The 12052-nt window shown below is 62.0% G+C and carries 11 protein-coding genes; 2 read left to right on the forward strand and 9 right to left on the reverse strand.

Annotated elements, in window-relative coordinates; genetic code table 11:
• Positions 1-258 precede the first annotated feature (258 nt).
• A complete protein-coding gene (locus FJ319_13530; GenBank protein ID MBM3935293.1) occupies positions 259-759 on the reverse strand; it encodes a hypothetical protein in 501 nt (166 codons plus the stop codon).
• Between the two features lie 306 nt (positions 760-1065).
• Between FJ319_13530 and FJ319_13535 the strand changes: the two genes are divergently transcribed.
• Entirely contained in the window at positions 1066-1290 is a 225-nt protein-coding gene (locus FJ319_13535; GenBank protein MBM3935294.1) for a hypothetical protein, read from the forward strand.
• A gap of 177 nt (positions 1291-1467) precedes the next feature.
• On the opposite strand, the gene smpB is transcribed toward FJ319_13535, so the two are convergent.
• The gene (smpB, locus tag FJ319_13540) at positions 1468-1932 is read right to left on the reverse strand and encodes an SsrA-binding protein SmpB (GenBank protein MBM3935295.1); all 465 of its coding nucleotides are present in this window, start codon (positions 1930-1932) and stop codon (positions 1468-1470) included.
• Between the two features lie 4 nt (positions 1933-1936).
• Entirely contained in the window at positions 1937-3238 is a 1302-nt protein-coding gene (locus FJ319_13545) for a S41 family peptidase (GenBank protein ID MBM3935296.1), read from the reverse strand.
• 656 nt (positions 3239-3894) lie between these two features.
• Here FJ319_13545 and FJ319_13550 point away from each other — a divergent pair.
• Positions 3895-5034: a hypothetical protein gene (locus FJ319_13550; protein ID MBM3935297.1), complete on the forward strand. Its 1140-nt coding sequence runs from the start codon at positions 3895-3897 to the stop codon at positions 5032-5034.
• A 279-nt stretch (positions 5035-5313) separates the two neighbouring features.
• Here the strand turns inward: FJ319_13550 and hflX are convergent, their stop codons facing one another.
• The 6 genes from hflX to FJ319_13580 all read right to left on the reverse strand — a co-directional run bounded on the left by hflX (position 5314) and on the right by FJ319_13580 (position 11911).
• Entirely contained in the window at positions 5314-6579 is a 1266-nt protein-coding gene (hflX, locus tag FJ319_13555) for a GTPase HflX (GenBank protein ID MBM3935298.1), read from the reverse strand.
• The gene (locus FJ319_13560) at positions 6543-7727 is read right to left on the reverse strand and encodes an aminotransferase class I/II-fold pyridoxal phosphate-dependent enzyme (protein ID MBM3935299.1); all 1185 of its coding nucleotides are present in this window, start codon (positions 7725-7727) and stop codon (positions 6543-6545) included. The genes hflX and FJ319_13560 overlap by 37 nt, the downstream gene beginning before the upstream one ends.
• A 217-nt stretch (positions 7728-7944) precedes the next feature.
• On the reverse strand, positions 7945-8787 hold the full coding sequence (locus FJ319_13565; protein ID MBM3935300.1) for a diaminopimelate epimerase: 843 nt from the start codon (positions 8785-8787) through the stop codon (positions 7945-7947).
• A gap of 125 nt (positions 8788-8912) precedes the next feature.
• Positions 8913-9875, reverse strand: coding sequence for a tRNA (adenosine(37)-N6)-dimethylallyltransferase MiaA (gene miaA / locus FJ319_13570; protein ID MBM3935301.1), 963 nt, complete (start codon positions 9873-9875; stop codon positions 8913-8915).
• Positions 9876-9896: 21 nt separating this feature from the next.
• Positions 9897-10652 carry a triose-phosphate isomerase gene (locus FJ319_13575; protein MBM3935302.1) on the reverse strand — a complete coding sequence of 252 codons (756 nt, stop codon included), beginning with the start codon at positions 10650-10652 and terminating at the stop codon, positions 9897-9899.
• Positions 10653-10705: 53 nt separating this feature from the next.
• The gene (locus FJ319_13580) at positions 10706-11911 is read right to left on the reverse strand and encodes a 2,3-bisphosphoglycerate-independent phosphoglycerate mutase (GenBank protein ID MBM3935303.1); all 1206 of its coding nucleotides are present in this window, start codon (positions 11909-11911) and stop codon (positions 10706-10708) included.
• Positions 11912-12052: the final 141 nt, after the last annotated feature.

Raw genomic sequence — 12052 nt, forward strand, 5'->3', positions numbered from 1 at the left:
GCATCGTGGTCATGCACAAGGGGCGTGAGCTGGCCAGCACGGTTGCTCCCCTAAGACCCGCAGTCCTGCGAGCAAGGCGAAGAAAAGCTCAGGCGGGCAAGCGAGGAGAGGGGCGTGCTGGAGACGGACCCGTCTCCAGCACACCCCTCTCCTCGCCCAAGGATCGAAAGCCGGCTCCAGATCACCCTTGGAGATCGAGACTGATTCAACCAAAACCAGTGGTACTGACAAAATCACTGAGCAGTAAGACTGACAAAGTCATTGAGCATTGACATAACGGGACGTGCTGACATGGTGAACGCCCATGCCGGCAGCGCCGAGCCTCCGGACCCCGTTGATGCGCACGCCGCTCTCGTCGCCGGAGGTGGTTAAGTGGCGCTGGACCACGGCGCCCACCGGCCGGCTCAAAATAGTGGACCACAGCATTGCCGATGTGAAGGCTGCCAGCTTGAGACCTGACGCCCTGGACTTCCGGGTCAGAAACATCGCGACTACCGCGCCGATGAACGCGCCGATGAGCATGTTTGTGCCACAGTAAGGGGACACGGCCAGCTCGCGCTCTCCACTCTGCATCCTGTCCAGGGCCTCGCCGGCGGCGTCATTGACATCCTCTTGCGAGAGCTTTCCAAAGATCAGGTAGCCGTTCGGAAGGGCGATGCCGCCCATCGGCGGCCGCGCGCCCCGCTCCAGCAACACCGCCACGGTGCCGTGCTCCAGCCCATGGTTGCGCCGGACCGTGTCGACGATCTGCATTACCATACGTGACCTCGCAACGGGAAGGGATTGTGAACCGGGACGGTCGCAGCGACCCGTTCCATAAGGCGAGTCTAGCAAGCGATATCTGGTGAGTCAACGGCAGGGCAGGGCGGCGGACGGCCTTCATCGTAGTATTCTGAAACGATAAATAGGCGTGGCGCAATGCCGTTCGGTTTCTATTCTGCCGGGGGAGTTGGCGCCAGTGAGCTAGTCGTTTTGTGGAAACTTCTTAGAAAAGGGTAGAAAATGCATTGACAAGGTTTCGGGCCGGGATTAGAGTATAGACATTGAATCTCAGGAGGAGTCAAGATGAACAGGAAGACCAAGAAGATGGTAGCGGTCGAAGAGAAGTTCCAGCAGCCTCTCGAGAAGATGCTGCCCCAGCTGGTCACTGAACAGGGCCTTTCGGCTACGGCCGAGGAGCTCGGCGTCAGCAAGGCCACACTGGGCTATTGGCTCCTCAAGCTGGGTATCAATGTCCGCAGGGTCGCCCTCGCCCCCGGGGAGTCCCTGGAAGTCAAGAGGATGGGCTAACCCACCGTCCCCCTCGGTGGTCCCCCGAGCCCAATCCCTCTAAAACTAAAGGCCTATTTTGACGGTCGCCACTCAGCAAGGCGCCGATCAAAATAGGCCTCTTAGTTTGTCCGAAATCTCGGGACTGCGCACAACGGATTGCCCGCGCGGCCAGATCGAACGGCGGGGCAGGGGGGACTACCTGCGCCGCTTCATCGCCTCCTGGGCCTCGCGCTCGCGGTCCCGGTCCATGATCGTCCGGCGCTTGTCCCAAAGCTTCTTGCCACGAGCGATGCCCAGCTCCACCTTGGCCCTGTGCTTCTTATTGAAGTAGAGCTTTAGTGGAACAACGGTCATCCCTTTTTCCGAAACGGCCTTAGTCAGCTTCAGTATCTGGTCTTTGTGGAGGAGCAGTTTTCTCCGTCGGAGGGGTTCGTGCATGCTGTACGGACCGCCGGCGGAGTACTGGGAGATGTTCGCATTGTAGAGCCACACCTCGCCCTTCTCCGGGCGCGCGTATGCGTCCGAAAAGTTTGCGCGCCCCTCGCGGATCGCCTTCACCTCGGTGCCCAGGAGAACAAGGCCGGCCTCCATCGTCTCCAGTATCTCGTATTCGAACCGCGCCTTGCGATTCAGCAAGGTCGCCTTGCCGTTCTCAGCCATCGGCCTACCTGGCCCCCGCGGCGGTGCGGCTGACGCCGGTGAGCTTCTCCATCTCTTCCATAGCCGCGCGCAGCTGGTCAATGTCGGCCTGCCGCGCATCGCCGTTCTCCACAACAAGGTCGGGCTCTATGCCCTCGGACTGGATAAGCCGGCCGAGAGGCGTATACCAGTGCGCGACGGTTATGTAGATGCCGCCGCCGTTAGACAGCTCCCTGAGCCAGTTTACAGAGCCTTTGCCATAGGTCGTGGCGCCGATGACCTTCGCCCGTTTGTGGTCCTGCAGCGCGCCGGCCAGGATCTCGGAGGCGGAAGCGCTGCCCTGGTCTACAAGCACGACCATCGGAATCTCGGTCGCAATATTGCGGTCCTTCCGGACCATGTAATCGCGCCGCGTACCTGCGCCATCCAGCGAGTACATCACCATACCGTCCTTGATGAACATGCTGGCGATATCTATGGATGACTCCAGCAGTCCGCCGCCGTTGCCACGGAGGTCCAGGATCAAGCCATTCGTGCCGACGCTCATCGCCTTCGTGATTTCGGTATTCAGCAGCTCGGCCGTGTTGGGATAGAAGTCCGTAACCCGGATGTGCGTGAAAGGGTCGCCCGGCTGGCTGCGCAGGATAACGCTCTGGAGCGGGATCACGCCGCGAACGACGGATATCTCCACGGGCTCGGCCGCTGTAAGGTGCTTGACCAGGAGGCGCGCAGTGGAGCCCTTTGGCCCGCGGATTTTGGCCACGGCCTCCAGGAGGCTCAGTCCCTCAAGCTTGACCCCGTCCACTTCAAGTATCTGGTCGCCGGCGCAAATGCCCGCCGCCTCGGCCGGGCTGCCTGCGATGGGGGAAATGATTATCACCTTACCAGCGGCGTTCATGTTGACGTTGGCGCCGATGCCTTCAAACTGGCCCTGGAAGACGTCTTTGAAGGAGCCCTGGAGCACCGCGGGTGCAACATACGCTGTCTGCGGGTCTCCGACGGCCTGCAGCATACCCCGGATCGCCGCTTCGGTAAGCTCCTCCTTGTCGAGTTTGTCCCGGTCGGCATAGTCAGTGAGGAGGTATTTATAGGCCTCCCACAGGATTGCAAAGTCTTCCGGCCCCGCTTTCGGGAGAGGCTCCTGGCCCTGCTTGACGATCACTTCCGGCGCGGCCGGCGCGTCGCCGACGTTTGCCGCGGTGGCCGTGGGTCCTGCGGCCGGCGGATTCGTGCCGTTGTTTCCGCTGCTGCATCCCGCGACGATCGCAAGCATAAGCAAGGCAATCATCGCCGGCAGGGCGAGCCTTATTCTGGTGGTGCTTCGCAAGGCTGACTCCTTAAGAAACGGGAAATTGAGCGAACATATCTAACTAACTAAAACGCAAAAGCCCGCCCAGAGGCTGGCTTTCATATCTTGCTGACGGGCCATGGGGCCTCAAAGTGACGGCGGTCCCAAGCCCATCCTACGGTTCCTATCTTATCACTTCCCTATATATGAAACCCGAACTGTCACCTCGACTCAAGGCGTCCATGGGTGGCGATTGAAGGTAACCAGGGGTGCGGGAGCGGACACTGGGAAAGGCCCCCCCCCGGATGTTCCATTGAAACCAGAGCCCAGAGTTCCGGCACTTTCGGTGTCCAAGTGGCTGGCTCAACCACCGGAAACAGGCCTCACTGATCAGGGGTTTTCAAGCGGCGGCAGTCGCAGCGGACTGGCGCGTGACGCCAGAAAAGGATTGGCAGCGACACCCTTTTGTGGATGGGCCAGTTGACTGAGCCAGGTCAGTCCTGCGTGGGTGAAATGAATTTTCACACGGCCGAAAAGACTTTTCAGCGTACCATGTTGGGCCTTTTCAACCGATTTGCAGGTACGGCAAGGCGGCCTCGGCGGTCCTGGGGCCGAACGGGCGCCCGGGCTTTTCAGGCGTGGTGATTTGGCGTATCCTGAAAAAAGCATGAGCTTTCCAACGGGGGTCGGAAAATATGTCCACGAATGAAAACGATGCTCCGGAGCAGGCCGGTAAAAAGCGCACGCGTGTCGTGCGGCCTTATCCTCTGAATACTCTTCAGGACTCACTTGGCATCGCACGGGCGATCTGGGAGAAGAACGCGGGGCGGCCCTTCGACAGGGTCCTCCTGGCGAAGGCCGTTAACACAACCCCGGCGAGCAGCGGGTTCACTTTCAGGGTTAATTCATCCGCAAAATACGGCCTCACAATCGGGGGGTACGCGGACGAAAAGATATCGCTGACCAGGCGGGGCGAGGCGATCATGGCGCCAATGTCCCAGGAAGAGCGTCACGCTGCGCTTCTGGAGGCAGCCATGGAGCCCGACGCCTTCGGGAAGTTCTACCGGCTCCTCAACGGCAAGAAGGTCCCTGAGGACCAGTATGCCCAGAACATGCTCCAGGCCGAGCTTGGAGTGCCGGCGGCGCTGACGCAGGAGTGCCTTGCCCTTATTAAAGAGAACGGTCTTTTCGCCGGAATCCTTGGACAGGTAGGCGGCGGCCTTTACGTGAGCGTCTCGGGCGCCCACGGCCGCCAGGACCTTGCTGCCAGGCCGCCGGCCTCGGCGGCCGGGACCGCGGGTCACGCCGAGGGAGTGACGACCGCAGACCAGGCAAGGCCGACTGACAAGCCGCAAGCCATGCCGGAGGCAGGCCCAGCGGCGATTCAGGCAGGATCAGCCCAGGGCAAGATCTTTGTCGCTCACGGCGGCGGGGGGAATGTTGTCGAATATGTAGAGTCCGTCTTGCAGGCCCTGGGCGCCGCTTACGAGCTCCACGAGATAAACCTGGAAAATCCTGCGCCGGTGTCCCAGCAGGCCACCCGGGCAATGCGGGGGGCCTCAGCGGCCATCCTGGTCACGGGTCAGGCCGCGGGCATTCGAATGCAGCAGAAGTTGATGTACCTTATGGGCGCGGCGGCAATGTTGTTTGGAGACCGCGTTGTGTCGGTCGAGGCGAAGGAGCTCGTTCCCGAGTATGAGGATGGACAGCTCGACAGGACGATACGTTTCCGGCCGGACGACGGCCACGAAGTTGCGCTGCCGCTGGTCCGTGAGCTCGTGCGGTGCGGCGCAATCAAAGTCTGGGTTGTTCCATTGAACATCGACCAGGGATGATTTGCCAGGAGCCCGCATGGCTCGGGCTCCGTGGGTTGCGCGGCGAGACACGCGACAAGTGTTATGTCCAGTATGGCCGGGGGCGACTTCTGCCGTTAGTAGATATGAGTCGGCCCCTTCCCGTATTTTAACATAACATATATAGTGCGAACCATAAGCGGGACGGGCCGCCGGGGGCGCCCTTCTACGATTCGATTTGAGGCGGTCAGAAAATTACGAGGATACTGACGGCCATCCCGGCCCGGAAATCTGCCCCGTTTGGGCGGCCGACAGATGCATTTATGTTGCGGCGGCGAGCTCGCCGGATGAATGCGATGCGCCCAGCGTTTCAGCCTGCTGGACTGCCGACTCGATCTCCTGCAGCAGCAGGTCCAGGCCGAACCCTTTCAACGCCGAGATAAGGACCGCAGGCGGCTGCCCTTCCTCTTTTGAGCCCGGCCCGTCGCGCGCGGCGGCGCCAGGGTCTGTCCCGCCGGACATCTTGTCCGCTTTGTTCAGTGCGAGGACCCTTGGCTTATCGATTACCGCGATCTCGCGCAGGATCCTGTCCACCTCGTCGGACTGTGCGTCTGCATTCGGGTGTGTGATATCCACCACGTGGACGATCACTGCCGAATCCTGTATCTCTTCGAGCGTGGCCCGGAACGCGGCGACGATCGACGTCGGCAGCTTCTGGATGAAGCCGACCGTGTCGGTCAGAAGAATTTCCCTGCCGGACGGCAGCCTGAGCTTTCGGGTCACGGGGTCCAGCGTGGAGAAAAGCTGGTCCTTGGCAAGCACGGTCGATCTGGTGAGGCTGTTCATGAGCGTGCTTTTGCCGGCGTTCGTGTAGCCTACCAGGCTGGCGACGGGTATGCGCGCCTCTTTGCGGCGATTTATGTAAAGGGCCCGGTGCCTGCGAACGGCCTCAAGGTCCTTCTTGATCTTCAGGATGCGGCCGCGGATGAGCCGGCGGTCGCTCTCTATCTGTGTCTCACCCGGCCCGCGCGTCCCGATGCCGCCCCCTAGCCTCTCCAGGTGCGACCACTGGCCCGCGAGCCGCGGAAGCAGGTAGTCATGCTGCGCCAGGTCCACCTGCAGGCGGCCTTCGTGCGTTTGCGCGCGGCGTGCGAAAACGTCGAGGATGAGGGCGGTCCGGTCGATTACCTTGACCTCTCGCCCGGAGTCCGGGCGCAGCTTCGCCACCACCTTCTCGATGTTCCGTTGCTGGGTCGGATCTAGCTCGTCGTCGCAGATCACCGTGTCGATGTCTTTGCGCTTGATCAGCTCCGCCAACTCTTCCAGCTTACCGGCGCCGATGTACGTGTTTGATGGCCTGTCCAGGCTTTGCGTGATCGCGCCAACAACGGTCGCTCCGGCGCTCCTGGCTAGCTCGCCGAGCTCGTCCAGGGAGTCCTCCATGGTCCATTTGCGACGCCTTGTCTTGATCTCAACGCCGACCAGCAGTGCGCGCTCAGATTTAGAGTGTGTTGGGACCGTCTGCTTTTGAGGTATACTCGCTGCTCCTGTTACTTGGCGGCGACCTTCGGCGCGGGCACCTTCCATGTAGATATTCTCTCGAGCGCCTTCTCCAGGTTGGCCTCCGAGATGGTCAGCGAGAGCCTTATGTAGCCCTCGCCACTCTTCCCGTACACCGATCCCGGCGTCACCAGCACGTTTCGGTCCTCCAGGAGCCGCTCGGCGAACTCCGCGGAGGTAAAGCCCTTCGGCACCCCAGCCCAGATGTAGAGGCTTGCCTTCGGCGCGGTGGCACGGACGCCGATTTGCTGCAAAGCCTTTACCACGCGGTCGCGGCGGCTCTGATAGATGAGGTTCCGCTTGTCAATCTCGCTCTGCGGCGTCTTCATCGCGGTGATGGCCATCTGCTGCACCGCCTGCGAGACACCGGAGTCAAGGTTAGACTTGACGACGAGCAGGTTCTTGATGATCTCCGCGTTGCCGACGGCCATGCCGATGCGCCAGCCGGTCATGTTGTACGACTTCGAGAGCGAGTGGAACTCGATGCCCACATCCTTGGCGCCCTTGGCCTGCAGGAAGCTTACCGGCCTGTAACCGTCGTAGTAAACCTCCGTATAGCAGGCATCGTGCAATACGGCTATATCGTACTTCTTGGCAAACGCGATAGCCTTCTCGAAGAATGCAATATCGGCCACGGCGGAAGTTGGGTTGTTCGGGTAGTTCAGCCACAGGACCTTGGCCTTCCTGGCCACGTCCTCGGGGATGGCGTCAAGGTCAGGGAGCCAGCCGTTCTTCTCGCTCAGCGGCATCAGGTGGCTGACAGCGTTGGAGAACAGTGTCCCGATAGCGTACACCGGGTAGCCGGGGTCCGGCACCAGCGCTATGTCGCCCGGGTCCAGGAAGGCGAACGCCATATGGCCGATGCCCTCTTTGGCGCCGATGAGAGAAGTGGCCTCCTTCTCGGGGTCGATCACCACGCCGAAGCGCTGCTTATACCAGTCCGCCACAGCCTTTCGAAAATCCGGCAGGCCCTCGGACTCCGGGTAGCGGTGGTTCTGCTTGACCAGGGAGGCCTGGCGCACCGACTCGATAATCGGGTCGGGGGTAGGCAGGTCCGGGTCGCCGATCCCAAAGCTGAGCACCTCAATACCCTGGGCGCGCTTCTCAGCAATCTTCCGGCTTATCTGGACAAACGGATAGGGCGGCACCTTTGCTATCCGGTTCGCGAATCTCATCAAGACCTCCGTTGGTACGATTCGAACATTTTGCGTTTAATTTAGCCGACGCAATTCAGCTACGAATACGAACAAAGTTTCCGGACAGAGATTGGACACTGTTCTAAGCTTTTGAATAGAGCTGTTCTGCACTTTGCGTTGCCGTTAGCCGGTTATGTAATGGGCGCAGCAACAGCGAAGCGGAGAATGCCGGGCCGACCGGCATCCGCGCGGCCCGCTAGGCCTCCCACGTGCCCTCGAAGACCTCTTCCACCGGACCCTCCAGGATGACGGGACCCTCCCCTGGCCACCTCACCAGCAGGTCGCCGCCCGGCAGAGACACCGTGACTTCGCTACGCGTATATCGCTTCAGGCGTCCAATGGCCCCAATAGCGCACGCGCCGGTGCCGCAGGCCTCGGTCAGCCCGGACCCGCGCTCCCACACTCGCGCCTTCACGTGGTTCTCGTCGATGATGTTCACGATCTCGAAGTTCACTCTCTTCGGGAACATCGGGTGTCGCTCGACAATCGGCCCAATCTTGTCCAGCGGGAACTGGTCTACCGGAGTGTCAATGAACGCAACGGCGTGCGGGTTGCCCATGGAGGCCCCGTTCAGCTTGAAGGTGTACCCGTCGATCGTGAGCGGGTAGTCCATCAGCATCGCCTGCCCCGGCGCAATAGCCGGGATGTCCTCGATCGCGAACTTCGGCTCGCCCATGCTCACGGTGGCGGCCACCACCCGGTCGCCCTCCCACTTGGGGGTCACTATCTTGTCGCCCGCGAGTGTCTCAACCGTCACGGGCGACGTGCTCCTGGGCACAATGCCCCTTGTCAGCGCGAAGCCGGTCAGGCAGCGGATGCCATTGCCGCACATCTCGCTCTCTGATCCGTCCGCGTTGAACATCCGCATTTGCAGGTGGCCCTTCTTCGCAGGCGTGGCGAGGATGATGCCGTCCGAACCCACGCCCTTGTGGCGGTCGCTCATCTTCACCGCGAGCGACGGCCAGTCGACGCCGTCCAGGCCGCGCGCGTCTATGTAGACGTAGTCATTACCCGCGCCGTGCATCTTCGTGAACTTCAAATTACCCTCCGAATCAGCCGCTGGAACTCAACCGAGCCATTTTATCGGGGTATGGGGGCTGGGGTCTAGGGGCTGGTGTAGAAGCCACAGGCCCGCCGCCTGTAGCTGGAGCGCCATTCCCCCGGTTATAGTGATTTGATGCCTGAATGCGCGTTTCGGATGAATTCCAGGGCGGCCTTATGCCCTTCTTCCGTTCCCTGGAACCACGCAATGCGCGGGTCCCCGGGCCTGAACCACGCGTTCTGCTTCCTCGCGAACCGCCGCGTCCGCCGCTTCGTCTCCTCCACCGCCTGCTCCAGTGTGACCTCCCCGGCCACGCAACGGGCCAGCTCCTGGTACCCCATGCTGGACATCGATGGCAGCCCCTGACCGTACCCCATCGCCAGCAGCCGCCTAACCTCGTCCGGCCAGCCCGCCGCCACCATCGCCTCCACGCGTGCGTCCAGTCGCGCGTCCAGCAGCGCCCTATCCAGCGTCAGGCCGATTACCGTAGCATGGTAATGCGGAGGGACCTTCCGAGGCTTGTCAGATGCGGCTGTTGAGTCGTAGGCCACCTCTATGGCCCGTATGACCCTGCGGGGGTTCAGCCGGTCCACCCGCGCCGCTGCCTCCGGGTCCAACCGTGCCAGCTCCGCGTGAAGCGCCCCTACGCCCTCGGTCGCCAGCCTGGCGTTCAGGCGCTCGCGCAAGGCCGCGTCCGGCCTCACCTCCGGGGCCTGCCACCCCTCCAGAAGGCCCCACACATACTGGCCGGTCCCGCCCACCAGGATCGGTTTGCGGGACCGGCCATGTATATCTGCAATAGCCTTCGCGGCCAGCTTTTGGAAGACTGCGAGGCTGTACTCCTCATCTGGGTTGAGGATGTCTACGAGGTGGTGCGGGACCTCGGCGCGCTGCTGGGGAGTGGGCTTCGCGGTGCCGATGTCCATGTGGCGGTAGACTTGCCGACTATCGGCGTTCACTACCTCGCCGCCCAAATGCTTTGCCATCTTGATAGCAAGATCGCTCTTGCCCACGCCGGTTGGCCCGACTATGGCGACTATTCGGCGTTCCGCGCGCTGGGGGTGGTCGTTTGGCGTTGTGGACATTGGGAGGCTGCTAGGCAGCGCCTACTTCTTGACGGACGCGGCGTTGCGCGTAAGCTCCACGAAGCCGGCGGCGTCCAGGCTGGCCCCGCCGACGAGCGCGCCGTTGACGTCTTTCTGGCGCATGAAGTCAACCACGTTGCCGGCGTTGACGCTGCCGCCATAAAGCAGCGACGTGTCGCCCGCCGCGACGCCATACTTCTTGCTCAGCCACCCGCGAATGAACGCCATCATCGACTGCGCGTCGTCCTTCGTCGCGGCTTTGCCGGTGCCGATAGCCCAGACGGGCTCGTAAGCGATCACGATGCCCTGTAGAGTTGCTGCCTTCTCCAGTCCCAGGCGGAGCTGCTCCTCCACCACGGCCTCCGCCCTGCCCTGCTCCCGCTCTTGCAGCCGCTCTCCCACGCACAGGATGGGCCTCAGCCCGGCCTTTAGCGCCGCCTCAACCTTTCTGGCGATGAGCGCGTCCGTCTCGCCAAGGATATGCCGCCGCTCGGAGTGTCCGATGATGACGTATTCGCAGAGCCCGGAGAGCATCGCCGGCGAAACCTCGCCCGTGAACGCGCCCTTCGGCTCCGGGTACACATTCTGCGCGCCGACTCTGATTGTGGAGCCCTGGAGGGAGTCCCTGACGGCCGCAAGCGAAATGAACGGCGGGCACACCACCTTGTCCACACCGCCTATCGAGTCCAGTCCCGGGCGCATCCTGGCTACCAGCTCCCGCGCCTCGGAGAGCGTCGTATTCATCTTCCAGTTCCCGGCGATGATCGTGGAAGGCATGGTCTGGTCCTCCGAAAAGCGTTCTTGGCGGGCAGCCGGCGAAGTTGCGGGGCCTACGGCCCGAACTTCGCCAGCTTCCCGGCGTGGGCCATGGCGAGCATCATCACGCTGGTGGCAGGGATGCGGCCTATTGAGCCGTTCGCGCATTGCCGCTCGTTGAACGCGTCAATACCCTCGCCCTTTGTGTCCATTGAGTGGACCATGAGCGGCACCGGGTGCCAGCTATGGGCGCCGATCACTGCAGGGGTAGAGTGGTCGCCCGCGATTACGAGCGTGTCAGCCCCCAGGTTGACCAGACGCGGAATGCGCTTGTCCAGCTCTTCCAGGGCGGCAATCTTCGCTTCGAAGTTGCCGTCCTCCCCGGCCGCGTCAGCGGGCTTGTAGTGGAGGAAGAAGAAGTCGTGTTTGTCCCAGTTCGCCTCGAGAGTGTCCAGCTCGTCGTCGAAGCTCGTCCCTGTAGGTATGACGGTCATCCCGCAAAGCTGGGCAAGGCCGCGGTACATTGGGTAAGCCGCAATTGCCGCGGGCTTCATCGCATATGTCTCTCCCATGTCCGGCAGGCTTGGAAGCTGGGAGAAGCCCCGGAGGAGCACCATATTGGCCTTGTCCCGGCCCTTCAGCACCATCCGCGCCTCAGACACCCACATGTTGACCGCCTCGGCGGTTGCGTCCGCCTCGTCGTCCAGCGGTATCGCGTCCAGCGGCGCAACGCCCTCGGCCTGGGGGTCCGTCTCCCCAACTTCCTCGCTGAGCCCCTTGCCCTTCAGCACAAGAACAAAACGATGGTCTTTGACGGGGTGGAATTCACCCGTCACACCGTGCACCTTTATCTTTGCAAGCTCCGCTACCAGCTTCGCGCTCTCCTCGCTCTTGATCCTGCCGGCGCGGCGGTCGGTGATCAAGCCGTTCTTGTCCACTGTGCAGAAGTTGCCCCTCGCGGCCACGTCGCTCCTGCCCAGCTTCACGCCGATGCCGATCGCCTCCAGCACACCGCGGCCAATCAGGTACTCCACCGGGTCGTAGCCGAAGAGCGCCATGTGCCCCGGCCCGCTGCCCGGCGTTACGCCCGGCAGCACAGGCGTCGTCAGCCCGCACGCGCTTATCTGCGCCAGCCGGTCCAGGTTAGGCAGGTTAGCCGTTTCCAGCTCAGACATTTTCGTGGAAGGGTGAGGCAACCCGCCAAGCCCATCCACAACCAGAAGCACGATCTTGCTATCGGTGGTCTGACATATGTCCCTGATATAAGGAAAATCGATCATGAGGGGAACAGGTCCTTGGTGAGTTGTATTTCCTCCTCTCCCTTAGGAGACCTTTGCGTTACCTCGGGAGGAGAGGATTTTGGACGAGCCTCTTCAAATTGATGTCATGTTCGGGCGAATTTTTAGCCCCGGCATCCGCCG

The sequence above is a fragment of the SAR202 cluster bacterium genome (assembly GCA_016872355.1).
In the GTDB taxonomy this organism is placed as follows: Bacteria; Chloroflexota; Dehalococcoidia; order Lucifugimonadales; family VGZY01; genus VGZY01.

Excerpts from the sequence above, each read along its gene's own strand:
- FJ319_13530 (MBM3935293.1), bottom strand. The coding sequence starts at position 759 with ATGGTAATGCAGATCGTCGACACGGTCCGGCGCAACCATGGGCTGGAG.
- FJ319_13535 (MBM3935294.1), top strand. The coding sequence starts at position 1,066 with ATGAACAGGAAGACCAAGAAGATGGTAGCGGTCGAAGAGAAGTTCCAG.
- smpB (MBM3935295.1), bottom strand. The coding sequence starts at position 1,932 with ATGGCTGAGAACGGCAAGGCGACCTTGCTGAATCGCAAGGCGCGGTTC.
- FJ319_13550 (MBM3935297.1), top strand. The coding sequence starts at position 3,895 with ATGTCCACGAATGAAAACGATGCTCCGGAGCAGGCCGGTAAAAAGCGC.
- hflX (MBM3935298.1), bottom strand. The coding sequence starts at position 6,579 with ATGGAAGGTGCCCGCGCCGAAGGTCGCCGCCAAGTAACAGGAGCAGCG.
- FJ319_13560 (MBM3935299.1), bottom strand. The coding sequence starts at position 7,727 with ATGAGATTCGCGAACCGGATAGCAAAGGTGCCGCCCTATCCGTTTGTC.
- miaA (MBM3935301.1), bottom strand. The coding sequence starts at position 9,875 with ATGTCCACAACGCCAAACGACCACCCCCAGCGCGCGGAACGCCGAATA.
- FJ319_13575 (MBM3935302.1), bottom strand. The coding sequence starts at position 10,652 with ATGCCTTCCACGATCATCGCCGGGAACTGGAAGATGAATACGACGCTC.
- FJ319_13580 (MBM3935303.1), bottom strand. The coding sequence starts at position 11,911 with ATGATCGATTTTCCTTATATCAGGGACATATGTCAGACCACCGATAGC.